Genomic DNA, 23,531 nt, shown 5'->3' with positions numbered 1-23,531 from the left:
TCGGATGGAATGGGTACCACCGTACACGAGCCGGTTGCGCTTTCAATACACAAGCTTATTCAAAATGTTCGGGCGCCAGCGCTCTGATATAGGCCTGACAAGCCTGCAAGGCAATCAGTCCACGGTCGCCTTCGCCGGTGATGGCGACAATTCGTCGAGCATGCGCCGGGTCAAGTCGGGCGCGTACGGCTGCATGATCCACGCCGCCGGCGCCGGAGGTGGCTGGCACACCGCAGCCTTGGGCAGCGTCGCCTGCGTCGATGAGGACTGACAGGCGCAGATCAGCAGTGGCAAGACGATCGCGCAGGCGATCCTGATCACGTTGGGCATCGTTCAGTGCTCGATAATGGGTTTGATCACTGGCCGTGAGCCGTTGCTCCAGGGCCAGGCGCTTGTCCTGCTCCGCCTGTTGCGCTGTGGCGGCGGTCAGAGTCAATTGATTGAGGGCTTCGGCATGCAGCCGGGCCTGCTCGGCCAGCCGTCCTTCGTAGCGCCAGTCCTGGACCTGCCAGGCCAGCGCCGCCGAACCACCGGCCAGCAGCAAAGCGCCGATGACACACCAGAACTTCAGACCGAAGGCTGGCATAACACTGCCCTCGCCCGCGCCCAGATGTCGAGGCGGTCCTGCAAACCGTTCAACCCGCCGTTGATCCGCCGGGTGATGCTGTTGAACTGATCCTGATCCGCCAGTTCGTTCAAGCCATTCTTCTCCCAGAACCACGCCGCGGACTCCGCCGCCCATTGCGGTTGTTCGAGCAACTCAGGCAAGGCCAGCAGGCGCTCGTCACCGAAAAGTCCGAGACTGCACTGACGATAATTGCTGCGCCCGGTGATCTGGATCAGCCCGCGCCCGCGATACTTCTGCCCGTCGCCGTCAGCCTCGGGCGTGTTGCCCAGGCGCAAGGCCAGCGTACCGGTGTCGTATTTGCTCAGGTACTGGTTGTTGCCCAGCTCACGTACGTACTGCAATTGCCCGGACTCGTGTCCGATCTGAGCGAGAAACGTAGCGATGCGTTTCGGTGTATCGATGCGATGGCGGGCCATGGCGTCGTTGAGCGGTGAAACAAAAACGCCCGCTTGGCGGCGGGCGTTGGGCATGATGTTGAGTAGGTTGTCTTCAGTAATTTGCATAATGCTCGGTCCTCCCTGGATGCTCCGATTGAACCATGGCTGCAGGCTGATGCCAGCCAGCCATTTTTTGCCAGAATTTTCAGGAGTACCGTCGTTCGCTCCCGTGACTGACAAATGGAAAGGCGAAACCGAAGTGATCCGCAGGCACGCACTGTGCTGCCTGCGGTACTCGGTTCAGTACTTGATGACGTAAAGCAGCGCGACGTTTCGTGGGCGTGCTTCATTGCCCCCGTCTGCAGCGATCGTCACCGCGTGGGTGTGATCACCCACAGCGTTGACCGTGATCGCGTGCGAGTGATCACCGGCCGCGTTGATATAGAGACCGTGCGCGTGATTACCGCCTGGAGCCGTGACGGCGGCATAGTCACCAGGGCCACTGCCCGTACCCTGACGGCCATAGGAAGTGTTGTTACCCGAAGCCAGAATGCCGTGCTGGTGATCCCCGGATTCATTGGTGATACCGGAGTGGGCGTGATTGCCGGCAACGGACGCCGAAGCACCGTGGGCATGCGCCCCTGCCGCCGCCGCCGAAGCGCCGTGGGTATGCGAAAGGTTCTGACCGGCCTGGGCACTGCCCAGAACTCGAGCATTATCGACCTTGCGACCATCGTCCCAGCCCCGCACGAACTCGCCGCGCAGATCCGGCAGGGCAAAAGTCGTGCTGCCATTACCGGCCCCGAATCGCGTGCCGATCGCCGCAAAGAGCGCCGCATATTGCGTGCGGGAAACAATGTCACCATTACATTTGAGCCATCCCTTGGGCGGCTCTGCCGTGGCTACGGTTTTGATATCACCAATGTCACTGCCGGTCTGTTTGACCATGCCGGTGCTCGCGATCATCACCCATACGCCACCGGCAATGGTGCTGTTCCACTGCACCCACACGTCGCCGGATGCCGTGATCTCCCCTTCCTGAACCGCGTTGTGGTCAACCCCGACAATCGGTTTGGCCGCCAGTCCGTTGGCCGAGAAGGTACTGGCACCGGTGTTGGCATTGAGGGCCTTGAAACGCAGCACCAACCCGTCCACCACATTGAGAACGACCGGCGCATAGTTGGCGCGATAGGCATTGGCTGTGCCCGTGTCCATCGCGTAATCGACCAGCCCGGTCTGATTGATCCTGCGCACAGCCAGCAACAGTTGCCCCAGATCGACTTCGTCGGGAGTCACACCGGCGCCCTTGATCACGCCCAGCAATTCATCGGTGACGGAGTTGCCCCAGATCGCCGGAATCAGCGAACCGGGCGTTCCCGCCACCGGGTTTTCATCGACAAACTTGCCATTGACCAGTCCAACGCTGGGCACACTCTTTGGATAATCCATTATTCATTCCTTAGTCATAATTGATCTGCACCTGCGTATGAGCCGGTGCGCTGCGGTGAATCAGGCATTCCAGGGCAGAGCCCGGGTTCATGCCAAAACGTTCGCCCCAGTAACTGGCGCCATAACGACGGCCCAGCGACAGGCGCCCACCGGTGTTGAGTACCCACATGAACTGCGCCTTCCAGGTCCCGAAATGCGCCTGACCAAACCTTGAGCGCCCCATGCGGGGTGCCCGAAGTTCGGTGACGGTGGCGTCCGGATAGCCCTGGCTGCGAGCGATCTGAATGAAATACGCGGCCGTCTGTCCGCCCACCGCCAGCAATCGCCGGCGTACGGCAAGGCGTCGATCGTCGTACAGGGGCGTAGCGCCAAGGCACGGATCCGGCAGGTTCATGACCCGTTCCCAGTCCGGCACCAGCTCGCTGACGCCAGCCGGATCCATCTCGTTCAGCAGGACGATGGCGCGCGCATCCAGACGTGCCAGCTCCGCAGCGATGCCATCGAGCACCTGGCCCAGTTCCGGCAGACGCTCCAGTTCCCAGGCCGGACCACTGGGCAGCAGGCTGCGCAGTTGACTGCGGTATTGCTCGGCATTTCTCAGGACAGCCATTCGCAACCTCCAAAGGTCAGCAACTCGTTGCTGGCGGCTGTCACGTTGGCTTTTGGAGAGGTGAGCGAGTGGTCGGTCTCACCGGTCGCACTGCTGATGGCTTCGGAGATATGGCTGAGCAACAAGGTCTCCCCCAGCCCGGCTTCTCGGTTGTGCAAGTCACGCAGCTGACTTTCGATCGCTGCCCGCACTGCGCTGGTATCGGGGGTGATGCGCAGCTTGTAGTTGACCAACACTTGCACCGGGGCGAGCACCCGCACATCCGCCGTCACCGGCCGCAACTGTTCGATATAGGCCTGTACTTCAGCGAGCTGCTCGTCATTGGGAATGGGCTGCGCATCGTCGTCCCGCATGACGAATACGCCGACCGTGCCCGGCCCCAGGAAGTTGCCGCGACACCATGCCCGAGTGATCCCGGGGCACTCCAGCGCCCATGTCTCGTAGTCCTGGGCCGAACCGCCGTGAGGAATGAGCCGGTAGGAGCGGATCACCCGCGAACGCAGGGACTCCAGACTTTCCCGGGCGATGCCGCCCGTCAGCCCGGGTGCCAGGACGATAAAGCTGTTACCGGCAATGCCCAGAATCGGTTGCACCGGCACCAGTGTCAGCCCGGCATCGGCATTGCCCTGGCTACCGGGATCCAGGGCTGCAATGGTCGTGCTGTTGACGCCGTTGCTGGTGGTGCGTGCGGCAGTGACCCGGTAAGTCCGGCCGTCATTCGATTGCAGCAACGTGTCGACATCCAGCACCGCCCCGGCGCTGGCACTGAAGCTGACGCTGCCGGTGGCAACCTGCGCGGATTTGCGCGGCTGGTTCAGGCGCAGGGCGGCAATCCGTTCCAGGGTCGACTCATCGGCCGTGTCGGGCAGGATCTGCTCGGCGATCCAATCGAGATAGCCATACAGTCCATAGACCGCACCACCGAGGGTGCGGGCCAGGACTTGCGCATCGGACTGGCGCAGCGAATCGCCGGCCAGGTCGCTTTGGGTGCGCTTGATCAGCACCGGCAGCGAAGGGGTTTCAAACGGCATAGATCACCTGCCAACTGTTTTCAGGGTTGATGTCCAGGCGCTCGCCGTCGGCCAGGGTCAGGACCGTGCGCAGGTTCAGGCGCTGGGCGTCGAGGCGTTCGCTGATGATGTCGATGGCGCTGCAATGGCCGTCGTCGATCAGCCATTGCAAGGCTTCACGGGCGTAGAACTCGGCGTCCATCTGTGTCTGGCGGGTCAGCTTGACCCGACGCAGCAGCCACAGCCGCGAACCGATGCGGTCATTGGCCACGGTGGGAAAAGTGTCGCCCCACCAGCCGTAACGTTCCTCGTCGTCGAGGGCATCGTCGTCGGCAGCGCGGCGCCAGGTAAAAAGGCTGATCAACACCGCGCGAGTCAGCGCGGCGTGCAGGTTTTGACTGATAAACATCACTGGCCTCCCGCCGGCGCACCGGTCTGGCCGCTACCGGCCTGCACGCCGACGTGCACGTGCTTGATCTGGCTGATGCCGCCGGCCACCTGATCGCCGGTGGACACGATCTTGCCGGTCTGGTTGATCACCGGTGTGTCGAAGTTCACGGCCGTACTTGCGCGGATATTGAGCGTGGCGGTTTCGATGTCGATGATCCGCCCGCGCTTGAAGTGGATTTTGTCGCCCTCGTCGGTGTAGATCGCCACCTCGCCGGCCGCCAGCGATTGCAGGCGGTAACGGCGGTCAGCGACCACCAGGGCGATGGCATGAGAGCGGTCACCGCCGAGAAACGTGACGACGCCTTCGGCACCGGCCAATGGATGGCTGGTGAAACCGTAGGGTTCGAAGTGCTCCACGTCGTCGTTCACTTCACCGGCGGTGAGGCGCATTTGCAGCGATTGCAGCTTGGAGGCCGAACTGGCGAGCACGACAGTGCCGCGCGCCAGCAGGCGTGTCAGTAGGCTCATAGGGTTTCCTTGGAGGGAGGTGCCGGCTCAGGCTTTTTTCGGTGGGATCGGATTGGCGTCGAAGGTATGCGGCGGCGCCACTTGCAGGGTGGTCACCGAGCCTTGCGCCGACAACGAGTACGTGACCTTGGAAATCAGCATGTCTTCATCGAACCCGAGTACCGGATCCTTGACCTTCACCAGCGTGTTGTGGCGCCACAGATCGCCGTTGGACTGGCGCCAGCCCTGCACCTGATAGGTGGTGGTCAGCGCCCGGCCCATGCGCGTGGCGCTTTCCCACTGGGCCCGTTGCTGGGCCAGTTCGAACGTGAGTTGCGAGCCTTCGTTGATGATGGTGGTGCGTCGACGCTTGAATGTCAGATCGGTCGCACTGGATTCAACCTCGCTGACCGCCGCCCCACTCTTCTTGTCGTTGCCCTTTTGCTGGCCGATCACCCGGTATTCGGAGAACACCTGGCTGTAATCCATCGGCGCGTTGGCCGACAGGATGTTCTTGCCCAGCTCCAGCGCATCGCTGGCGCGGCCGCCGCTGCCCGGTCTGGCCAGCACCAGTCGACCTTCGGCGTCATCGGTGGAAAACACCCGGTACAGCGAGAGCAGACGATCGATCGACTGAAACACCGTTTCACCCGGGACGATCGTGTGCTTGCTCAGGCGTGCAGTCTCGGGAATCTCGTTGACCACAAACTGCGTGTATTCCCCGGCCAGGGCCTGGACGATGTTCAACAGCGATTGATCCTGCCATTGGCCGGGGATGTTTCGCGCCGCACAATCCACCAGATCCTGGGTCTTGGAACTGCCCTCGACACTCAGGCTGATCTGCCGCCCGTCATAGCTGATCGGGGCTTTGAAGACGTATCCGGTGAGGACCAGATCCTTGCCGATCCGCACCTCGCACGGGTCGCCGGCCTTGATCCGCTGATCGACGGTCTGTCCCGGCCATTGCCAGGTGATATCGAGTTTGAAGGTGCGGAACTGGCGCTCCAGATCGGCGCTGATTTCCACGCTTTTCCAGCCGCCATATTCCATGTCGCCGACCGTCAGTGTGACGTGGTTGTCCATCTCGTCCATGGCTCACTCCCTGGAGACTTTCACATCGTTGGGTGAGAACACCGGATGAGCGATGCCGTTGCGCTGGGTCACTTCCGTGACCCGGGTCGCATCGGCAAATTGCTTGTAGGCCACGACCAGCGCCGGCAGGCTTTCCTGAAACGACTTGCTGACCAGTCGCACACCGGACGACGCCACAGCCTTGAGGTGCGCGATCAGCGCTTCCTTCACATCGCTGATGGCTTGATAGTGCGCGGGATCGGCCTTGTTCTGCGCCAGCTGGAGCGCCTCGACCAGCTCTTTTTGCAGCAGTTGCAGATCGTCGGTGACCGGCACTTCCTGGCGGGTAACCGGTTGAATCGCCTGTTGCGCCACCGTGGGCGTCGACGTCAGTTTCACCGGTGTCGAAGCCACCGGCATCGAGGCGACCCACTGCGCCACTTTCACGATCAGCGTGTCCTGCACCAGATCGGCCATGGCCTGCGCCGCAGCCGTGGTGTCCTTGCCGGTGGTGAGTTTCGGCGCATCAGCCTCGCGGATGGCTTCGATCTGTTGGGACACGTCGGCAATCACGCCACGATAGCCCTCCTTCGCGAATGCCTTCAGCTCCTTGATATCGCCCAGCAGCCCCTTGAACTCCGCCGCCACTTCCTTGGGCAGTTCCTTGACGGCCTTGACCAGCTCGGTGATCTCTTTGTACTGCTCGATCAGTGGCTTGAGCTGTTCCTTGATCACGTCATAGACCCCGGTGAGGCTATTGCGCAGATTGGCGATGCCGATCCGCGCAGCCTTGATCAGGGTCATGGCCTGTTCGAAGCGTGCCACCGCAGAACCCAGCAAGGTGTCAGCCTTGGCCAGCAACACTTTCTGCGTGCTGACAGTGGCAGTCGGAAACGGCAGGGGCCGGTCGGGATAGAACTTCAGTGCGAAAGTCACCAGCCCGCCGTCCTGGCGGGTGTGGGTCATATCGCATTCGCCGACCTTGACCTGCAGGCGCCCCAGCCACGGATGCACCAGTTCGCCGCTGCCTTGCTCCAGCGCCTTGAGCAGCTTGTCGCGCTGCTCGAGGCAATCGGGGCCGACGATGAAAGCCGTCAGGTCGTGGGTCTTGGCCTGCTGGCCCAGGTCCTCGAAAAACGGCAGGTCGCGTTGCGGATATTCGTGTAATTGCCCGTTGCGGCCGACCGGGGTTTTCGCCTGATCGACCCAAAAACCGACCCCACGAAAGGACGCCGGCACCAAACGGTCACGCCAGTTCATTGGAACCTCCCATGGACAGCGAGCGATAGCCGATGCGCGAAGACAGCGCCAGGCCCGGCTGATTGGTTTGCGGTTGATCGGTACGCAGCCCGGCCGGCGCATTTTCGAAGCGCACCGTCAGGCCGCCTTCGAGTTGCGTGCGGCTGTTGGCGGCACTTTGCTGGATCAGGGCGCTGGAGGACTGTGGCAACGGACTGTTCAACCCGGCCGCCCCCGCAGGTGTCGCAGCGCTGCCGGTTACGGTTTCGAAGAATCCGGAGAAATGGCCACCCAGCAGTTCCTTGACCTGTCCGAAGATGCTCTGCAGCCTCGTCCACATATCACTGAACCAGACGATGACGGGCTCCCACTTCTGTTTGATCGAGTCCAGCGGAGACTGGCCGAAAAGGTCACCGAACACACCCTTCACCGATTGCGCATCCGTGGTCAACGATGCCCACAAACCGGAAAAGTAGCCTGTCACGCCACCCCAGGCCGCCGTTGCGGACTCCACAGGCAAGACGTCGAACACTCGGCGCAAGCTGTCCTGCAACGAGGCCATGGAAGCCCCAACGACATCCCGCAGCGCCGAGAACACATCAGTGACCGGCTGCCAGGCTTCGTTGATGGTCTGGATCGGCGACCAACTGAACCGCGCCTTGAGCGACTCCACACCCGCCCCTGCGCTGGCTACCACGCCGTTGTAAAAATCACCGACCACACCACTGGCAGTGGCCAGCGCCTGGCTCAGCACTTCACGGGGCGAAAACGAGAACGAGGCCTTGAGTTTTTCGATGCCGGTCGTTGCATTGGCGACCGCACTGTCCCAGAAATCACTGACGACCGTACTGGCGGTTTTCAGCGCCTTGTCCATCACCTCGCGAGGCGAGAAAGAGAACTTCGCACTGAGTGCTTCGATACCCGCCTTCGTCCTGGCGATCGTACTGTCAAAGAAGTCACTGATGACTGTACCGGCGGTTGCCAGCGCCTTGTCCATCACATCGCGAGGCGAGAAAGAGAACTTCGTACTGAGTGCCTCGATACCCGCCGTCGCGCTCGCCACGGTCTCGTCGAAGAACTTCGTGACGGTGTCGACGCCAGCGGAGAACAGCTCACGCGTCTCATCCCACGTTTTGCCGATCGAGGCGCCCATCGAAGCCAGCCCCTCCTTCACCGCCGTGACTCCGCTATCGAAGGCTTCACGGGTGGAAGTCCACATTTTGCTGAAGACCCCGGAAATCGAAGACCAGTTGTTGGTGATCAGGCGCGCACCAATCACAATCAGCGCCACAGCCCCGGCGATGGCCGCAGCAACCAGGCCGATCGGTGAAGCCAGGATGCCCAGCACTGCGACGAGCCCCATTGCACCGACCGTCACCACCGTGAACGCCACCGCCGCGGCAGCCAGTCCCTCGACGAGGTACGGATTGTTCGCGAGGAACTGACCAATCGAGGTGATCACCGGCGTGATAGCGGTGACGATGCTGTTGACTGCCGGCAACAGCGCCTGACCGATCTTCAGCGATACCTTGTCCAGTGCCTTGTTGAACTTCTCAAGGTTGGCCGAGGTTTCTCCGTGCACAACCTTGGGCACTTTCAGCCCCTTGTTCGCCCGGACTTTCTTCGCCAGCGCATCCTGCGCTTCGATGGCCTTCTTGATGCCGTCTTGAAACGGCTTGAGCAGGCCACCTTCGGAAATGAATCCGGCGACATCCAGCGGCTCCAGGCCGCTGTCTTCCATGCTTTTCTTGAATGCTGCGACCTTGCCGCGCAGCCCCTTCATCTCGGCCTCCATTTTCTCGGCGCCCTTGAGCACCACGAGCATGTTGACCGTGACGGGGAAGTTCTGCGGGATCAGGCTCAATTGTGTATTAGCCATCACTGCACCTGCTGCATCGCATTGATCCGTTGCGCGTGCTCCAGCGATTCGCGAAGCACATCCAGTGGCCTGGCCATCATCTGTTCGGGGTCAACCTTCCAGAACCAGGCCAGGTCATAGGCGACCGAAATCAGGTCGGTGATGGTTCCGACGCCGCACTCATGAAAAAACCTGCAACGGCCCAGCTCAGCGCGTTGAGGTCAGCCAGATCCAGCTGGTTGACCGACGACGGCGGAATGCCGGCGCACACGGCGATGTATTTGGCCGCCACGTCCATGTCGAGGCTGACCTCTTCGCTTTTGTCGATCTTGTACGGCAGCGCCTTGATCGCTCGCACCTCCTGCACCGTCGGACGGCGCAGGACGAGTTCGGTCAGGGGCTCGCCGTGAGCTTCGATCGCAACTTGAAGCTTCACGGCGCCGCTCATTGCCAAGTCCCCTTGATGCCTTCGAATTTGAGTTCGATGGTGGCGTCATCGCCTTTGGAGACGGGCTCTTCGACCAGGTAGGCGCCGGCCAGTACGTAGACTTTGCCGTTGCTGAATTCGCAGGTGACGGTGATATCGGTGCCTTCGATCAGCTTCTTCAACGGGAAGTCGGCGGTGTGCAGCGCGGTCACCTTGAACGACGGCGCGACGTCGGTTTCCTTGTAGAAACCCGGCACGACGGTTTCGCGTTTGACGGCCATCAGCGGGGCTTCGCAGCCGCCATTGATAGTCAGTTGTGCACCGTCGACCTTGACGTAGCAGGTGCCTGCAATCAGTTGACCCATGGTGTTACTCCCTTCAAATAAAAAGCCCACGCAAGGTGGGCTGAAATCACAGTGTCAAACGCGCCGATCAGGCGACGTCGTCGTACTGCAGTCGGAACTGGTTGAGCAGTGCGAACACGCGCAGACCGTTGATGTAATCCGGCGGGAACAGCACGTTCACGCGGCTCGGGTCCTGCACGTCGCGCTCGACGATCAGGTGCTCGGCGAACAGCTCGGCGTTTTCCACGTGGCCTTCGAGTTCGAGCTTGGCGTACTGGGCGATCAGCTCACCGCGAATGGTTGCCGGCGTGACGATCGGCTGGCCGGCGCCGAAGCGGGTGCCGTCGGAGGCCAGCTTGTGGCGACCGTATTTGCTGGTGATCACGCTTTGCAGACGACGCACGATGAACGCCGACTGGTGCATGGTTTCGCTGTCCAGGTACGAGTTATCAGCCTGGCCGTAGGCGTTCTTCTGGTAGGTGGTGATCGAGCGCTGGATGCGCACGTAGCCGCCTTCGTAGTACGCGGTGGCGATGCCGTAGTTGAGCAGCGACTGACGCTCGGTCAGGGTGAAGCGCTCGCTGGCCGGGGCCGGATCGACACCCGGCAGGCTGCCGCTCTGGGTCGGACGGCTGGCGTCGGCGGAAATGAACACGGCGGTGCGCGCAGTCAATGCGGCGGCTTGCACCCAGACCGGTTGCGGAACGCCCTGCTCCAGCGCCTGAATGGTCACGTGCTGGTCGTTACGCGCCTGACCGGCTGCCACCAGAGTGCCGACGGTGCCGCGCTTGGCGCTGTACACGTGACCGAACAGTTGCTTGGCCCACGACCAGCGACCGGTGCTGTCGTCCATCACCGCTTGCCAGGTGTTGAGGGTGGCCAGGTCGGACCATGGCAGAGCGATGAACTCGAATGGCTCGTCACCCAGCGCAGCAACCGCTGCCACCTGATCCGGCACGCCGACGCCACCGATCATCGGCGTGATCGCGGTGACCAGGCCGGCCGGCGTTTCTTCGCCGTTGCTCTTGCCCAGGCGATTGAATTGCAGACTGATGTCGTTACCGCTGTCGCCAGTCCATTTGGCGTTGAGCGTTACGACACCCTCTGCGACGGTCGCGCTCACCGGCAGATCGGCGGTGGCGTTGACTTTCTGCGCCAGCGAAGTGGCCGCTTGTGCGGCGGTGGCGCCGTTGGCGATAGTGGCCTGTACGCGGACGCCGCCGACATACAGGTTGAGCACGCCAGCCTGGGTCGCGGTGCCGGTCAAGGTCACTACGCCTTTGGCGATGGCGCCGGTTGCGTTGTGCAGCGGCAGGCACCAGATCTCGCCGATCGGGTCAGCCTTGCGGAAGGTTTCGTACATGGACGCGAGCATCGAGCCCTGGCCGCCAATGCTCTTGGCCAGCGCCACGCTGGAAACCAGCACCAGTTTGCCGACTTCGCCCGGAGCGATGTCGTCGTTGACCTGCGCCACGATCAGGCGACGCATGGACGAGGTCGCGCTATTGGCGGCCGAATTGTCCATTTCGGCATAGAACAGCGGTACACGAATGTCCGCAGGGATGTTGCTGAATCCGATCGCCATTATTTGGCTCCCTTTTGTTTAGCTGTTGCGGTTTTGAGGGTGATATCGCCGTCGGCCAGACGCCGGCGCCACCAGGCGCTGTCCAGCACTTCACGGCCTTCCAGTGGCAGCAGGTCGCCTGCTTCCGGGTCCGGCACGGCACGGCCGGCAGCCGGCACTACGGTGATGCGGTTGCTCATGGGATTACGTCTCCAGAGAAAGTCAGTTCCACGCGCCCGTCAGGGCCCGGGCGTTTCAGGTTGGGGTCGGCCGGGTCGATCGCATCGACCCGCACAGTGGCCCCGGTAAAGGACGACAAACCGTCCAGTTCGCGTTCGTGCCAGCTCTCCGCAGGCTGACTTGGCAGATTGCGGCCCAGCTGGAACTCGGCAAAAAAGCGCAGCCGGTAGAACGCGCGGCTGCTGTTGATCGAGACCGTTTCGCCGCCGTCGTAAACGATGGCGCTGTAGTTGGAATCGGGTTTGAACCCCACCAGCGCACGCCACAGTTCGGCGCGCAGGTCGTGCAACAGATCCAGCGCTTTTGTGGCGTCCGTGGCATCCAGTGCCAGGATGATTTCGAAGCGGTCGCGGATCGGCTGGCTGAGGGAGTTCTGTGCGGTGCTGGCGCTGGCTACGTCAGCCAGCGGTAAAACATGGGCCGAGGGCATCGGCAGATTCGGGTCGCCTTGCAGAAGCACCAGGTCGACACCTGTCGCGATATGGCCGGCAAGGCTTGGGCATTGCGCACGCAGCTGCGTGAGGATCGGGGAGATCTTCATGGGGAGCGTTCCAGGAGGTGTGAGTGGCCACAGTGAGGTGTGTGGCGGTGAGATCGGGGGATCAGTCCCTGGCTTTTGCCTCGGGATCCCGGCCGTTTGCTTCGATCAGACAGCGATAGCTTTCCTCGCGCTTGCCGCTGGCCGTGACCTTTTCAATCGACCAGCGCCCGCGCATGAAATCCGGCCAGGTATCGTCGAGCACCAGCAGACCTTCGGCCGCCAGCAACGGATCGCCCGGACAGGTGACCTTCAGCTTGTATTTCTCGCGCAGCATCTTGCGCACTTCGGCCTCGCCGATGGCTTTGGCTTCTTCTTCGCTGGCCAGTCTCTGGCGGATGACCTTGTAGGGTTCGGAACCGGTGACCACTTCGCGCAGTTTGCCGAGCGCACTGTCCCAAAAGGAGGTTTTGCAACCCTGATTCTGGGTTCGGGCGGTTTCTTCCAGCGTGGCGCTGATGAAGGCGTGATCGCCCGGTCGATTGTTATGGGTGACCGACAGCCTGACGTCCGGTATGACCTGTCCCGACAGGTTTTTCAGTTGCGCCGGTTTCGCCAGCACGTAGAGGTCGTTGAACGGCTTGGCCACCGCGTCGTACTTTTTCGCCAGGCGTGTGATGAAGCCCATGTCGGTTTCGTTCGACTGGTCGACATGGGCGATCCTGATCAGCGCCAGCTCGGGGTCGACGCGCGGCGAGAATCCGTGTCTCGAGACCAGCTCGCGAAACAGTCCGCCAAGGGTTGTAGGGCCATGACTGGCCGTGCGCCGTTCCTTGAATCCGGTGTCGTCCTTGCCGCTGAAAGGCGCGGCGGTCGCGACCAGCGTCAGGCGCAGCGGGAACAGCGTCGGCGTCAGTCGGGTCACCTTGAACTGGCCCTTTTCCACCAGTCCGGTCTCCAGATAACCCACCCGCAGGCCGATGGTTCCGCCCAGGCTCGGCAAGCCTTCGAGGCCTTCCAAGTCGAGCACCAGCGTCAGTTGATCGGACTCCATGCCGGCGGCATCGATGTGTTCCCAACTGATCAGGCGCTGGTTCAGCAGGTCCTTGTGGGCGCCGTAGATTTCGATCGCCGGCGTAAATCCCTGTGCCATGCAGCCTCCTTAATCCCAAGCCAGAACCGGTTTGATTGCAGCCGGTTTCGAGTCGAGCTCCGGCAGCGTCACCCAGACACCTGCCGGCAGTATCGGGCCGTGCTCGGCCAGGGTCGGGCTGAGTGTCCACAGGGCTTCTTCGGCGCTGTCATCGCTGCGACCGGTTTCGCGGTACAGCAAAAGATTCACCGAGTCACCGGCCACGCTTCGTACCTTACGCATTGTTGAACTCCGACAATCCGATGACCCACTTGATCACCATCGCGGTGCCGTCATCGATGACCTCGCTCTGGTTTTCGTCGATGCTGTTGATCCGCCACAAACCCCAGTTGCGGCCGATGCCGTCAATCAACGGCAACGGTGCACGCAGTGCTTGCAGCGCACGCAGTTCATCGAGCCGTTCCATCCCCACGGCGTACATCGAGGTGCCGGAGATGGTCAGGGATTCGGGCTTCTGTCCTGTCTGGTGGGATCTGGGTTTGCTGTTGAGAATCTGCAGGTCAGTCCAGCCGCCATCGGACTTTCGCGCCAGCGTGCTGTAGGCAAAATCCCGGGACAAACCGAAGATGAAACTGCCCAGTGCCATTTGTTGTTTCATGTGGCGACTCCATCGGTCAGGGCTGCGTCACGTCGTGTGGCGAGAGGATTGGTCGGCATGATCTGGCCCAACTGACTCATCGTTGTCTGCACCACCAGATTGGCCAGTGCCTGGGCGCTGCCCTGATCCTGACCGTTGATGTGGATGGTGGAGTTGAACGTGACAGGCTGGCTCGCGGCTGTAGAGGCTGTGGTGGCAAGCGCCGCGGGGATCGTGGAGGTCGCCGAGGTCGCGATCAGGTCTTTACTGACCTGTGCAGGAGTGCCGAGACGATCGACTTGTTTCCCTAGCTTGTCGCCCAGGGAATCACCGATGGCCCCGCCCGCCATGCTCCCCAGCCAGCCGCCGACCATGGTGCCCACACCCGGCAGAATCAACGTACCCAGTGCAGCACCGACAGCGGCACCGGCAGACGACCCCGCTAACGATGCACCCGACGACACGACGGCACGCTTATCGCCCTTCATGACGCCGGTGACCATTTCGTATCCGGCGCTGAGCAACCGCAGCGGCGGTGCCCGTCTGGCAAGCAGTCTGCCTGCCCTGGCGTAAGAACCGGACAGTGGAGCGGCCGGTGCAGAACTGACGGCTGACGAGCCTGCAAATGCCGTCATGGTTCCCGGCATGGGCGTGCCGGACATGAGGGGCAAAACGGGTCGAGTCGGCGGCGCGAGCGGTGCCGACGGTGCACTGATCCGTGGTGCCCGAGGGGTCACCCGACCGATTTTTTCACGTCCGACTCGAGCCCTGATGCTTGACTGGCGAGGCTTGAGCTTGCCGCCTGTCCCGCCACCCAGCGGTTTGCAGCAGCAACAGTCATGGCCCGCGCTATTTCCGGCGGACGTTTTCTTCGCTTTCGGGTCTTCAATATCGGCAATCAGACCGCCAAGACCGAACGGCAATTTTGAAGCGACGCCCTTGAGCAGTTTGTCGGTGAAATTGCCGAATGCCTTGGCCATCACCGCCACTACGATGGCCGACAGCCCAGCGCCCGCAACGGCCAATGCCGTCGAGGTCTTGGGATGGGCTTCGGCCATATCGGCCACGCCATTGGTCATATTCGTCAGCGAGTCCAGCGTGCCGGTCGCATCCGGCGCCAACGCCGTGATCAGACGATTGAGACTGGCATCGAACGCGTTCCAGCTTCGCTGCGGGTCTTTGCCCGCAGGCTCGGCGCTGCGTTCAATCGCGCCGCTGTATGCCGGTGTCAGTGGATCATCGGGCTTGAGCAATGAAATTGGCGTCTGTGCCTCGCCGGGTTTGCCCATCCACTGACGCAAGCCTCCCAGACCCGCGAATGACGATGCCAGGCTGCTCTGGGCCGCTTGCGAGGACACAAGCGTCGACGTTCCTTCCAGTTTGGCCGGAGCGACCAGCGCAAATGCTTTTTGCAGGTCTTCAGGTTTCGCCAGCAGTTTGCGTACACCGTCGTCGCCACTGAAAAGTGTCTTGACCAGCGCCGCTTGCTGCTCTGCCGGTTGTTGCTTCAATGTCGCCAACGCTTTGACAAGGTTGTCCGGTACGTTTTCGGTCAGCTTGCCGGGATCAAGCCCCAACGCCTTCCACGCCGACTGCTCGGCCGCCGAGCCTTGGGTGCCTTTGCCCAGGGCTGCGCTGATGCTTTTCACCGCTGCCCCGGCCCCGGCCTTGTCGACGTCAGCGTTGAGCAACGCGGCTGACAGCGCCGCCAACTGCTCGGGCAGAATCCCCGCTGCAACGGCCGACTCGCCGGATTGCTGCACGACCGAACCGATATCGGCAGCCGTCGCATTCAGTCCGCTGTTGCCCAGTTGCTGAGTCGCATCGGCCAGCAGTTGACCTTGAGCGCGATCCAGTTTCATCGAAACTTGCCAGGCCGACAGCATTTCACCGGCCGACTTCAGGCTGATGCCGAACGCCGACGCATTGACCGCTGCATCCTGGGCAAAGTCCAGCAGCACTTGTTCCTTGTCGGCGCCCTTGAGACCGGCGCCAATCCCGGATCTGCCAGCCGCGACCTCGACCTGCACCAGATCCACGACCGTCGCCCCACTGCCGGCAACCCGTTTGTCGGTGGCCAGTTTGAGGTTGGCTTTCGACAGCGTGTCGAGGTCGCCACTCAGGCCTTGAACCTGCTTGAGCTGGGCCATGGCGGTTTCCAGGGCCATGTCCGATTGCAGGTAGGCCGGCGGCGAGCGTTGTTCAATCTCAGCCTTGAGCTTTGACTTGCTCTCGCCGCCTGCCGCCGGCGCGGCAGTTACAACTGGCACCTTGAACGATGCCATGGCCGTGTTCAGCCCCAGGACAACGGCGCCGAGTTTGATCTGCTCACGCACCAGACTGCGGATGTCCAGGCTGGCCGTGAGCAGCGCCTCTTTCAGTTCGGACAGTGGTTTGATCAGGCTGTCCGTGGCCGATCCCCCTGCCGACAAACCGGAACCCGCGCCTGTGGTTTGCGCGGCGTACATCAGCGAAAACGATGTATCTGCCATGCCGCTCTACTCCTTTTTCACGCCAAGGCGAGTGATCGCTATGTCGTAGCGGCGCAACGCCTTTTCGGCGTCCCACTCCAGAATTTCCGCCTCACTTACCGGGTAAATGAGCGGCACGATGTCGAGGATTACTTCGATGTCGCGTTCTGAAAGAAGGCCGCCGGCTGGTTTAAAAAATCGTCGATGCGCACCTGCAATTGCGTCCAGTCCGGCACGCTCAACAGGGCCAGATCGGGGATCATCAGACCGGTGCAATGGGCGGTGATGAACTCGGCGCGTTCCTTGGCCGTTTTCAGTTTCTTCATCACTTTGGTGGCCCGCAGCGCCGGCATTTCCAGGCTCAGCGAAGTCACGGTGCGGCCGGTGACGGCGAGCGGCAACAGCAGTTGCACCTGATCGGGATCGTCGGACTGTTCCGCGTCTTCGACCTGGTCGAGAAAGTACGACGCCGGCCGGGTCGAGAATTCGTGCACGTACTGCGCGATGGTCACGTAGTCCGGGCGCTTGAGCTGGTCGAGTTCCTTGACCGACAAGCCGGTGGCCAGCAGCGCCAGTTCGAAGAACTGGTCGTCTTCATCGTCGCCTGCGCGTTCCAGCGCTTCTTTCTGGGCGGCGTAAAACAGCGGCTTGAGCTGGATCGATTCGATCTGCGAGCCGTCGTCACCGGTGATCGGCGACAACAGAACATGCTTGGGTGGCATCCACGACATGAAAGGAATTCCTTGGGTGTTCTTGAAGATTCCTGTGGGCATGAACGCCCACAGGTTTTGTGCCTGATCTGCCGAAAGGCTTACGGCATCAGCACCGCACGACGGGCATCACCGAGGATGTCGACGCCGTTGAGCACGAACTTCTGGGTGCGCACGTCGATGTCGATCACCGGCACGCCGTTTTCCAGGCGGTTGTAGGTGCGGCAGGAGAACTCAAGCGTCGTCAGGGCTTTGCTACCCATTTTGATTGCTTCTTCACCCATGGTTTTGAGCTTGCCGCCGATGGTGTGATAGGTGAACCAGGTGTTGCCGTCCTGGTCCTGACCGGCTTCACGCACGTTCAGCAGAATGTCGTCGCCCAGTTTCACTCCCATCGCCAGCAGCACTTCAGCGCCGGTGCCTTGCAGCTTGAGCGTGGCATTCAGCGCCTTGGCGCTCTTGGCCATTTCCTCGACGATGAAGCGACCGCCCGTCATGCTTTCCATGTCGAAATCGATTTTCGGCGGAGTGAATTCCTCCACGGTTGCCGACAACGGCAGGCCTTGCAGGGTGGCCGCGATGGCCTGTCTTACGCGGTTGGTAAACATTAGAGAACGTCCTCCAGGAACTGCTCGATGATTTCATCGCGGGCGTTGAGTTGATAAACCATGTGTTCGTTCGGCGCGTAGCGGCCGTAGTCGATGACCACGTACCAGGTGCCGTTCTTGTACTTCTCGACGCTGTTGAGTTCCGGGTGCAGGTACACGCTGCCGCCGGGAATGGTTTCGTCGGCGACCAGGGTTTGCAGCCAGTCGTTGATGCGTTTGACTTCCTGATCCATGAACGACTTGGTCAGGTTCTTCGCCATGGCTTTCTGGCCGGCCTTCACCAGCTTGCGGCTGATCGCGTCTTCCAGACCGACGTAGCTGATGAACTTGCCGGTGATCGAGCGGTTGCCCAGCAGCGAGAAGCCGCCAAGGATGGTGCGGGCGTAATAGCTGACGCCGTAGCGGTTGAGCAGATCGCCTTCGGTGGAGGTGTCGAGGATGTTGTATTCAACAACGCGGGACACGTCTTCGGCGTAGGTCACCTGGTTGCCCGGGCTTTCCCATTGTTTGACCTTGGCCAGCGCGGCAATTGCCAGACTGGATGGCGCGAGGAACACGTTTTTCTTAGCGGCTTTCGAGTACACGGCCGGCATGTTGTGCACCACCAGGCAACGGTCGAAACCCAGATCCGCACCGCCCAGCTCCTGGCTGTACAGCACCTGATCGGCGACCGAAGCGTCCTTGCCGTCCAGCACCACACGGGCCTTGATGCGCTTGCCGAACGAGGCGAACTCGCTGGCCACCGCCTTGGTGCCGGTGAAGCCCGGCGCGCCGATGATGGTCAGGTCTTCCGGGACGCTTCCCAATGCGGCCAGACCAAGCTTGCGGCCGGTGGCCGGTTCAACACCGCCGATTACCGCGTTGACGGTATCGGCCGGGGTCGCGCCCGCTTCGACGATCACTACATATACCGGCACCTTGACCACTTTGAGGATCTGGTAAACGGCGTGGTACAGGGTGCCCTCTTCCGAGCCAGTCGGATCGAGCAGCGCGTGGGTGGTGAAGCTGTTGATGCGAAACGGTGCGTTGCGCGGAATCAGCGGATCGGCTTTCGGCGCGGTGCCGACCAGACCGATGACGTTGTCGCCCAGGCCACCCATGGCCTCGGGGGATTCGGTGGCATTGACGGTAATGCCGTTGTGCTCGAAGTTCAGAACCTCAGCCATAGTCAGTCAGCCTTCTTGGCAGCGGCCTTCACGGCCTTGGTGGTAGATGTTTTCAGCTCCAGTCGACCGGCGCTGTGCAATGCGCTGGCTTCGACGTCGAGCAGATCGAGTTCCTGGCCGACGCTCGACCAGTGACCACCCCCGGTGGGGAATGGAACGAGCACGGTGTAGGTTTGGCGGGTTGCCATTTTTCGTTTCTCCATAAACGGGAAAGCTCCTCGTTGGGAGGGGCTTGGCGGGTGTTGAATGAATTGGGCGTCAAAGAAAACGCCCCGGGGTGCGGGGCGTTTATCAGGTTTGGTCAGTTAGCCAGTCAGGTGCTACCGGGCGATGTTCAAGCGTTGGAAAGAGCGCGCCTTGAGGCCAAGTACGCAACTCCTGGCGATAGGCTTGGAGTTCTGCATATCGCTCAGCGGTGAACGTAGTTGCTCCGCCGGCCTCCAGTTCGTCGCGCTGGCGTGCAACGACTCCATCGGTCTTTAACAATTGTGCATTACGCCATACTCGCTCAAGCTCAGCCAATTGTTCAGCTTGAAGGGGTGGCCGTTCAATCAACGCAGGAGGATATGTATCAAAACTGATCCTCAGAAACTGTGACTGACCGTTCAAAAGCTCAGCATGTAGTTCGCGCGATATTTCGATGGCATCCGACGGCAGATCGCCACCCAAATCAGAATCGTGAAAAAGACCGGTTTCCTTGCTGCAATAAATCATGTTTCACCTCTTTAAATTCCGAACGCAAGTACTCGAACTGCCGATGAACTGAATGCGTAGTTCGACTGCAAAATCACCTGCCCTCGACCATTTGCCATACCCGCAACAACCGGCGCTCCATCAGGGGCATAAATTGTGCTGTCGGTGAGCGATACCGTGCAGCCAAAGTTCATGTTCGGGAAAGCAGTCGGCAAATTAAAAGGTGTTGAAAGTGCCGCCTTTGAAAAATTTGCTGTCATCCACTGAATGATCAAACCGGAGGGCAGTCGCTGATAGCCGTTCGCTGACAGCAACGCAGAGAACTCATTCGAGTACTTCAGCGAAGAAACTCCTTCCTCAACGACATAATTGTTATCGCCGCAAGTAACGACAAGATTGGAACCGCTCTGAATCGTAATGCTTGTAAGCGTTTTAGCGAGCGCTACGATGGTGTCATTGCCCTGACGATTCAGTGTCACGTCAGCCGCTCCGATGTTGAGAATGTAGAACTTAGTCCCAACAGGGCTGGCTACCAATGGAGGCAATGTCACGGCTCCCGGCCCGGTAATAACGATTCTGCGCCCGGCCATGGCCGGAGTCAGCGAAGCCGGCAGAGTCACGATATTCGTCTGACCGCTGAAATTTCCTGCCGCACGCTGAACGAACTCAGTGGTGGCAAGTGCCTTGCTCGTGTCGAACTGTGGCTGAGTGGTGAATACCGGTGCGCTCATAACACTTGAATAGCGGACAGCGACGCTTCCACCTATCAAACGCCATTGTCCATTTAACCTGATGAACTCTGCCGTATCCCCCAGACCAAGAACAATTGGCCCAACGACCCCGGTCGACGTATTCAGGGTGTCTCCACCAGCGTTTGCGGAAATCGTTACAGCCCCGGTACCAGCGCTGACTATTGTGATGATCGCAGTTGCGGTAGCGGGAACCGACGAGGTCGGCGGGAGGGTGCAATTGATCGGACCGGCATTCGAAAGACTGACCAGTCCACCAATGTCAGCCAGCGTCACGACGTAACTGGTTCCAACCGACTTGAACGACGAGTATTGCAATCCCTGGCGCCGCACAAACTCCGCGTTGACCAGCAACTGACTACCATCGAATTGCGCCGGTGTCGGACAAGTCGGCACACCCTCAAACGCGGGCGACATCAAACGAGCAAAACCCGCCGTCACGTCCTGGAACGTCAATGGGGTTGTATCAAGTACTATCGGGCCATCTGTTATCAGCTGCCAGATCGTATCAGCGAGGGTTGCCCCTGCTTCCACCGTAACCTCTAGATTAGGCGTTACCTTCGCACTGGTATCGGCATCTTTCGCCCGAATCCAGGCACCGTTTGCCGCAATGTAAATTCCGTTGTCTTTTGCTTGCGTCTGGTTTTTAACGAGCACGCGATCGCCTGAAATGACAGCAACCGCGTCAATCATTTGGGCGCCGCTCAAAACAATATTTGCCTTGGTTGCGACCCGTACCGACTGTTTTTTGTCGAGCTTAGCCAGTTCATCCGCCACGTAACCAGCCACCCACGCCCGAGTGGCCTTGACCACCGTGTCATCGATCAGCAGCGTCACCAGCGAGGCATTGCTGGTCTCGAAAATCGAGCGGATGTAGAACTCTTTGCCCGAGCCCGAGGTGGCCAATACCGGCTTGAACGACTCCGGGTATTTGACGATGGCGTAGAGAATGCCGGTGTCGGTCCAAAGCCCGGCTTCACGCACATACCAGCCGCCGACGTCCGGCGGGATGGTGACTTCGGCGAGCAGCCAGCTCGGATTCTTCTCGTCCTGGAACAGCGCATTGAGCGGACCGCGCCAGACTTCGCGTTTAAGCGCAGTAGCCGTCGCGGCCGGGTTGTAGACCGCGCCGCCGCCGTCGCCGACGGAAATCTGCGTCAGCTTGATCGGTACGCCCGCCGCCTTGCAGGCGGTTTCGTAGGCAATCCCTGCGTTGGTGAGCAGGGTGTAATAGTCAGCCATTCAGGCCCCCTGAGGATAAATAGTGGATGTTTCGACGGTGTATAGCGCCGCCGCCATGAAGGCCTCACCGGATGTCTCGAGCCCTTCGAGGAACACCGGATACACCGTGGTCAGCTCACCGCAGAAGGTCGCGGCACCGATGACGTGATTGCCGAAGGCGCTGAGGCCGACCGACACCGACAGCAGGTCCCGCTCGCTCTTGGCATCGGCCAGGCGTCGGTCGAGACGGGCGTCGATGGCTTCGCTGTAGGGTTGTTCGGTGAAGGCCCGCACGGAAAAGCTGTAAGGCTCGCCGGGCGGGATCTGTTCGTACCAGGCGCGGATTTCCGGCCTGAGTTGCAAACCCTTGGCGGCGTTCTCCAGCGCCTTGCGAGTGCCGGCCTGGCGCGCGGTGGGCCAAGCCAGTTCGACGGTCAGGCGTTTTTCCGCTTCCGGTGCGTCGGTGCTCCATTCGGCCACCCCGCGATCCGCTGCGAGATACGGCAGGAACGCGACGGGTGTGGAGGCCGGATTCATCAGTTCGGGAAACGGCGGTGCGATGCGGTCAAGCAACGCGCCAAAGCCGACGTCGAGTGCCCGTTCCAGCGCCGAGCTGTTGACCGGCAGCAGGGTCGGACGCAGTGTCTGATCGGTCATAGCGTCTGCACCTCGACTTCAACTTCGGTGCAGTACGGTGCTTGAAATGCGCTGCAGACGATCGGCGTCAGCGGTTCAAGAATCTGCAATTGCACGGCGCCGGCGCTGTGCAGCGTGTAGTCGATCCAGCTCGGATCGACCCGGCCTTCCAGGCGATGGCAGCTGTCGGCGTAGGCCTGCAAGTGTTGCTGCGCGGCGACCTTGGTCAGGCCTGAATCCGGACCGGAATTGATCTTGGCCACGACGCGGATTGTGTAGCGCTGAATCTCTGCGCCTTTGACCGTGACCTTGTCGGTTTCCGGACAGACGTCGGGCCGGGAAAAGTGTTGGCGCACGCCTTCAAGCAAGGTCGGGGACGGCGTACCGTCGCCCTCGCGGGCAAGCACGGTGACTTGCACTTCGCCAGGCGCCGTGCGGCGACCGTTGCCGTCCTTGACCTGCGCGGCAAGACCGTCCCGGGCGAAGGTATAAGTGACGTTCACGACACCGGCATCGGTGGATTCGACTTTTACCGTCGGACGTTCGCCCAAGGTGAACACCTCGCGGCGGTATTGCATCCGCGAACCCGCCGCCGGAGCGTGGGGCGCCAGGTAATAACGCAGCCGCGCGTCGTCGTCGCTCTCGTATATCGCCGGCACCGGCGGGAATGCCGCCGGGTCGCCCGGATCGAGCAACTGTCGCTCCAGGCCCATGTCCGCCAACCGCGCATCTAGATTGCTGCCCGTTGCCCACCACGCCAGCATCTGCTTGATCCGGGCGTTGTATTTGCGTTCATGGGTTTGCAATCGAACGCAGAAAGCCTCAAGCGCCAGTGTCAGCAGTTCGCTTTCGTTCTCCAGGCTGGCCTTGAGTTTGGCCGCGCTCTGCGGCGAACGCGCGCCGACATACTCGACGACGAACGTCTTGAACTCGGCGAGCAAGTCTTCGAAAACGTCGACGGTGATCAGCGACGGTTCGGCCAACTGGTTCTGGCCAGGGATCAACATGCTCATGTCACGACCTCGAAAGTCTGTTGGCGGTTTTTCCAGGTGCCGGCAAATCGCAACAGCAAACCCGCGCCCTGTCGGGTGGCGACGATCACGCCGGGCTGAAAATCGCTGATGCCGTTTTGCGGGTTGTAGAACGCTTGAGCTGCGTGGCTCTGGGCGAGCAACAGGATGTCGTCGCCCAGGTTTTGCCCTAGCAGCGTGGGTATCAACGAACCATAAAGGGGCCTTTTTTGCCGGGTGCCCAGCGGCGTGGTCAGGGCTCGTGTCGCGCGCTGCACGAATTGCAGCCAGTCGTCGACCGTGGCCCCGCTGTCTCTATCGATTCCGATCATGGGAAGCTCTTGA

28 protein-coding genes are annotated in these 23,531 nt (G+C 61.1%); all 28 read right to left on the bottom strand.

What is annotated here, in order from left to right; translation table 11 throughout:
• Window positions 1–55 precede the first annotated feature (55 nt).
• Window positions 56–586 carry a lysis system i-spanin subunit Rz gene (locus CAF74_RS25315; RefSeq protein ID WP_085748152.1) on the bottom strand — a complete coding sequence of 177 codons (531 nt, stop codon included), beginning with the start codon at window positions 584–586 and terminating at the stop codon, window positions 56–58.
• On the bottom strand, window positions 568–1,131 hold the full coding sequence (locus CAF74_RS25310) for a glycoside hydrolase family 19 protein (protein ID WP_085748151.1): 564 nt from the start codon (window positions 1,129–1,131) through the stop codon (window positions 568–570). Before CAF74_RS25310 ends, CAF74_RS25315 begins: the two co-directional genes overlap by 19 nt.
• Window positions 1,132–1,305: 174 nt before the next feature.
• On the bottom strand, window positions 1,306–2,454 hold the full coding sequence (locus tag CAF74_RS25305; RefSeq protein ID WP_085748150.1) for a tail fiber protein: 1,149 nt from the start codon (window positions 2,452–2,454) through the stop codon (window positions 1,306–1,308).
• Between the two features lie 10 nt (window positions 2,455–2,464).
• Window positions 2,465–3,064, bottom strand: a complete 600-nt coding sequence (locus tag CAF74_RS25300; protein WP_085748149.1) for a YmfQ family protein — start codon at window positions 3,062–3,064, stop codon at window positions 2,465–2,467.
• A complete protein-coding gene (locus CAF74_RS25295) occupies window positions 3,052–4,095 on the bottom strand; it encodes a baseplate J/gp47 family protein (RefSeq protein WP_085748148.1) in 1,044 nt (347 codons plus the stop codon). Before CAF74_RS25295 ends, CAF74_RS25300 begins: the two co-directional genes overlap by 13 nt.
• Window positions 4,085–4,483 carry a phage GP46 family protein gene (locus tag CAF74_RS25290; RefSeq protein ID WP_085748147.1) on the bottom strand — a complete coding sequence of 133 codons (399 nt, stop codon included), beginning with the start codon at window positions 4,481–4,483 and terminating at the stop codon, window positions 4,085–4,087. Before CAF74_RS25290 ends, CAF74_RS25295 begins: the two co-directional genes overlap by 11 nt.
• Window positions 4,483–4,992, bottom strand: coding sequence for a phage baseplate assembly protein V (locus CAF74_RS25285; protein WP_085748146.1), 510 nt, complete (start codon window positions 4,990–4,992; stop codon window positions 4,483–4,485). Before CAF74_RS25285 ends, CAF74_RS25290 begins: the two co-directional genes overlap by 1 nt.
• A gap of 27 nt (window positions 4,993–5,019) precedes the next feature.
• Window positions 5,020–6,063 (bottom strand): phage baseplate assembly protein, encoded by a 1,044-nt coding sequence (locus CAF74_RS25280; RefSeq protein WP_085748145.1) that lies wholly within the window; start codon window positions 6,061–6,063, stop codon window positions 5,020–5,022.
• A gap of 3 nt (window positions 6,064–6,066) precedes the next feature.
• A complete protein-coding gene (locus CAF74_RS25275) occupies window positions 6,067–7,302 on the bottom strand; it encodes a DNA circularization protein (RefSeq protein ID WP_085748144.1) in 1,236 nt (411 codons plus the stop codon).
• Window positions 7,289–9,160, bottom strand: a complete 1,872-nt coding sequence (locus CAF74_RS25270) for a hypothetical protein (protein ID WP_085748143.1) — start codon at window positions 9,158–9,160, stop codon at window positions 7,289–7,291. The genes CAF74_RS25275 and CAF74_RS25270 overlap by 14 nt, the downstream gene beginning before the upstream one ends.
• Before the next feature lie 130 nt (window positions 9,161–9,290).
• Window positions 9,291–9,587 (bottom strand): phage tail assembly protein, encoded by a 297-nt coding sequence (locus CAF74_RS25265; RefSeq protein ID WP_085748142.1) that lies wholly within the window; start codon window positions 9,585–9,587, stop codon window positions 9,291–9,293.
• Window positions 9,584–9,931: a phage tail tube protein gene (locus tag CAF74_RS25260; RefSeq protein ID WP_085697365.1), complete on the bottom strand. Its 348-nt coding sequence runs from the start codon at window positions 9,929–9,931 to the stop codon at window positions 9,584–9,586. The genes CAF74_RS25265 and CAF74_RS25260 overlap by 4 nt, the downstream gene beginning before the upstream one ends.
• Before the next feature lie 67 nt (window positions 9,932–9,998).
• Window positions 9,999–11,495: a phage tail sheath subtilisin-like domain-containing protein gene (locus CAF74_RS25255; RefSeq protein WP_085748141.1), complete on the bottom strand. Its 1,497-nt coding sequence runs from the start codon at window positions 11,493–11,495 to the stop codon at window positions 9,999–10,001.
• Window positions 11,495–11,674 (bottom strand): DUF2635 domain-containing protein, encoded by a 180-nt coding sequence (locus CAF74_RS25250; protein ID WP_007954893.1) that lies wholly within the window; start codon window positions 11,672–11,674, stop codon window positions 11,495–11,497. Before CAF74_RS25250 ends, CAF74_RS25255 begins: the two co-directional genes overlap by 1 nt.
• Window positions 11,671–12,255, bottom strand: a complete 585-nt coding sequence (locus CAF74_RS25245) for a hypothetical protein (protein WP_085748140.1) — start codon at window positions 12,253–12,255, stop codon at window positions 11,671–11,673. Before CAF74_RS25245 ends, CAF74_RS25250 begins: the two co-directional genes overlap by 4 nt.
• 61 nt (window positions 12,256–12,316) lie before the next feature.
• The gene (locus CAF74_RS25240) at window positions 12,317–13,345 is read right to left on the bottom strand and encodes a phage tail protein (RefSeq protein WP_085748139.1); all 1,029 of its coding nucleotides are present in this window, start codon (window positions 13,343–13,345) and stop codon (window positions 12,317–12,319) included.
• Window positions 13,346–13,354: 9 nt separating this feature from the next.
• Window positions 13,355–13,567, bottom strand: coding sequence for a tail protein X (locus tag CAF74_RS25235; protein ID WP_085748138.1), 213 nt, complete (start codon window positions 13,565–13,567; stop codon window positions 13,355–13,357).
• Complete coding sequence (locus CAF74_RS25230) at window positions 13,560–13,943, bottom strand: phage tail protein (RefSeq protein ID WP_085748137.1); 384 nt, start codon at window positions 13,941–13,943, stop codon at window positions 13,560–13,562. Before CAF74_RS25230 ends, CAF74_RS25235 begins: the two co-directional genes overlap by 8 nt.
• Window positions 13,940–16,414 carry a phage tail tape measure protein gene (locus CAF74_RS25225; RefSeq protein WP_085748136.1) on the bottom strand — a complete coding sequence of 825 codons (2,475 nt, stop codon included), beginning with the start codon at window positions 16,412–16,414 and terminating at the stop codon, window positions 13,940–13,942. The genes CAF74_RS25230 and CAF74_RS25225 overlap by 4 nt, the downstream gene beginning before the upstream one ends.
• Window positions 16,415–16,542: 128 nt before the next feature.
• Complete coding sequence (locus tag CAF74_RS25220; RefSeq protein WP_085748135.1) at window positions 16,543–17,124, bottom strand: phage tail assembly protein; 582 nt, start codon at window positions 17,122–17,124, stop codon at window positions 16,543–16,545.
• A gap of 80 nt (window positions 17,125–17,204) precedes the next feature.
• Window positions 17,205–17,711 carry a phage major tail tube protein gene (locus tag CAF74_RS25215; RefSeq protein ID WP_074691323.1) on the bottom strand — a complete coding sequence of 169 codons (507 nt, stop codon included), beginning with the start codon at window positions 17,709–17,711 and terminating at the stop codon, window positions 17,205–17,207.
• Window positions 17,711–18,877 (bottom strand): phage tail protein, encoded by a 1,167-nt coding sequence (locus CAF74_RS25210; protein ID WP_074691321.1) that lies wholly within the window; start codon window positions 18,875–18,877, stop codon window positions 17,711–17,713. The genes CAF74_RS25215 and CAF74_RS25210 overlap by 1 nt, the downstream gene beginning before the upstream one ends.
• Window positions 18,878–18,879: 2 nt before the next feature.
• Window positions 18,880–19,065, bottom strand: coding sequence for a hypothetical protein (locus tag CAF74_RS25205; protein WP_085612311.1), 186 nt, complete (start codon window positions 19,063–19,065; stop codon window positions 18,880–18,882).
• Window positions 19,066–19,168: 103 nt separating this feature from the next.
• Window positions 19,169–19,591 carry a phage tail assembly chaperone gene (locus CAF74_RS25200; RefSeq protein WP_085748134.1) on the bottom strand — a complete coding sequence of 141 codons (423 nt, stop codon included), beginning with the start codon at window positions 19,589–19,591 and terminating at the stop codon, window positions 19,169–19,171.
• A gap of 11 nt (window positions 19,592–19,602) precedes the next feature.
• Entirely contained in the window at window positions 19,603–21,561 is a 1,959-nt protein-coding gene (locus CAF74_RS25195) for a phage tail protein (RefSeq protein ID WP_085748133.1), read from the bottom strand.
• Window positions 21,562–22,197 (bottom strand): phage tail protein I, encoded by a 636-nt coding sequence (locus CAF74_RS25190; protein ID WP_085748132.1) that lies wholly within the window; start codon window positions 22,195–22,197, stop codon window positions 21,562–21,564.
• Window positions 22,194–23,189, bottom strand: coding sequence for a baseplate J/gp47 family protein (locus CAF74_RS25185; RefSeq protein ID WP_085748131.1), 996 nt, complete (start codon window positions 23,187–23,189; stop codon window positions 22,194–22,196). Before CAF74_RS25185 ends, CAF74_RS25190 begins: the two co-directional genes overlap by 4 nt.
• Window positions 23,186–23,518 carry a phage baseplate protein gene (locus CAF74_RS25180; protein ID WP_085683341.1) on the bottom strand — a complete coding sequence of 111 codons (333 nt, stop codon included), beginning with the start codon at window positions 23,516–23,518 and terminating at the stop codon, window positions 23,186–23,188. The genes CAF74_RS25185 and CAF74_RS25180 overlap by 4 nt, the downstream gene beginning before the upstream one ends.
• Window positions 23,519–23,531 lie beyond the last annotated feature (13 nt).

It is taken from the genome of Pseudomonas sp. R45(2017), from assembly GCF_002112305.1.
GTDB lineage: Bacteria > Pseudomonadota > Gammaproteobacteria > Pseudomonadales > Pseudomonadaceae > Aquipseudomonas > Aquipseudomonas paraglycinae.
This window is presented reverse-complemented; position numbering and strand designations above follow the sequence as displayed.

Bases quoted from the DNA above. Each gene is read 5' to 3' on its own strand.
- CAF74_RS25290 (WP_085748147.1), bottom strand. From the start codon at position 4,483: ATGTTTATCAGTCAAAACCTGCACGCCGCGCTGACTCGCGCGGTGTTG.
- CAF74_RS25310 (WP_085748151.1), bottom strand. From the start codon at position 1,131: ATGCAAATTACTGAAGACAACCTACTCAACATCATGCCCAACGCCCGC.
- CAF74_RS25270 (WP_085748143.1), bottom strand. From the start codon at position 9,160: ATGGCTAATACACAATTGAGCCTGATCCCGCAGAACTTCCCCGTCACG.
- CAF74_RS25295 (WP_085748148.1), bottom strand. From the start codon at position 4,095: ATGCCGTTTGAAACCCCTTCGCTGCCGGTGCTGATCAAGCGCACCCAA.
- CAF74_RS25235 (WP_085748138.1), bottom strand. From the start codon at position 13,567: ATGCGTAAGGTACGAAGCGTGGCCGGTGACTCGGTGAATCTTTTGCTG.
- CAF74_RS25210 (WP_074691321.1), bottom strand. From the start codon at position 18,877: ATGGCTGAGGTTCTGAACTTCGAGCACAACGGCATTACCGTCAATGCC.
- CAF74_RS25200 (WP_085748134.1), bottom strand. From the start codon at position 19,591: ATGATTTATTGCAGCAAGGAAACCGGTCTTTTTCACGATTCTGATTTG.
- CAF74_RS25305 (WP_085748150.1), bottom strand. From the start codon at position 2,454: ATGGATTATCCAAAGAGTGTGCCCAGCGTTGGACTGGTCAATGGCAAG.
- CAF74_RS25280 (WP_085748145.1), bottom strand. From the start codon at position 6,063: ATGGACGAGATGGACAACCACGTCACACTGACGGTCGGCGACATGGAA.
- CAF74_RS25205 (WP_085612311.1), bottom strand. From the start codon at position 19,065: ATGGCAACCCGCCAAACCTACACCGTGCTCGTTCCATTCCCCACCGGG.
- CAF74_RS25215 (WP_074691323.1), bottom strand. From the start codon at position 17,711: ATGTTTACCAACCGCGTAAGACAGGCCATCGCGGCCACCCTGCAAGGC.
- CAF74_RS25275 (WP_085748144.1), bottom strand. From the start codon at position 7,302: ATGAACTGGCGTGACCGTTTGGTGCCGGCGTCCTTTCGTGGGGTCGGT.
- CAF74_RS25315 (WP_085748152.1), bottom strand. From the start codon at position 586: ATGCCAGCCTTCGGTCTGAAGTTCTGGTGTGTCATCGGCGCTTTGCTG.
- CAF74_RS25260 (WP_085697365.1), bottom strand. From the start codon at position 9,931: ATGGGTCAACTGATTGCAGGCACCTGCTACGTCAAGGTCGACGGTGCA.
- CAF74_RS25255 (WP_085748141.1), bottom strand. From the start codon at position 11,495: ATGGCGATCGGATTCAGCAACATCCCTGCGGACATTCGTGTACCGCTG.
- CAF74_RS25190 (WP_085748132.1), bottom strand. From the start codon at position 22,197: ATGACCGATCAGACACTGCGTCCGACCCTGCTGCCGGTCAACAGCTCG.
- CAF74_RS25180 (WP_085683341.1), bottom strand. From the start codon at position 23,518: ATGATCGGAATCGATAGAGACAGCGGGGCCACGGTCGACGACTGGCTG.
- CAF74_RS25245 (WP_085748140.1), bottom strand. From the start codon at position 12,255: ATGAAGATCTCCCCGATCCTCACGCAGCTGCGTGCGCAATGCCCAAGC.
- CAF74_RS25225 (WP_085748136.1), bottom strand. From the start codon at position 16,414: ATGGCAGATACATCGTTTTCGCTGATGTACGCCGCGCAAACCACAGGC.
- CAF74_RS25230 (WP_085748137.1), bottom strand. From the start codon at position 13,943: ATGAAACAACAAATGGCACTGGGCAGTTTCATCTTCGGTTTGTCCCGG.
- CAF74_RS25300 (WP_085748149.1), bottom strand. From the start codon at position 3,064: ATGGCTGTCCTGAGAAATGCCGAGCAATACCGCAGTCAACTGCGCAGC.
- CAF74_RS25285 (WP_085748146.1), bottom strand. From the start codon at position 4,992: ATGAGCCTACTGACACGCCTGCTGGCGCGCGGCACTGTCGTGCTCGCC.
- CAF74_RS25240 (WP_085748139.1), bottom strand. From the start codon at position 13,345: ATGGCACAGGGATTTACGCCGGCGATCGAAATCTACGGCGCCCACAAG.
- CAF74_RS25185 (WP_085748131.1), bottom strand. From the start codon at position 23,189: ATGAGCATGTTGATCCCTGGCCAGAACCAGTTGGCCGAACCGTCGCTG.
- CAF74_RS25220 (WP_085748135.1), bottom strand. From the start codon at position 17,124: ATGTCGTGGATGCCACCCAAGCATGTTCTGTTGTCGCCGATCACCGGT.
- CAF74_RS25195 (WP_085748133.1), bottom strand. From the start codon at position 21,561: ATGGCTGACTATTACACCCTGCTCACCAACGCAGGGATTGCCTACGAA.
- CAF74_RS25265 (WP_085748142.1), bottom strand. From the start codon at position 9,587: ATGAGCGGCGCCGTGAAGCTTCAAGTTGCGATCGAAGCTCACGGCGAG.
- CAF74_RS25250 (WP_007954893.1), bottom strand. From the start codon at position 11,674: ATGAGCAACCGCATCACCGTAGTGCCGGCTGCCGGCCGTGCCGTGCCG.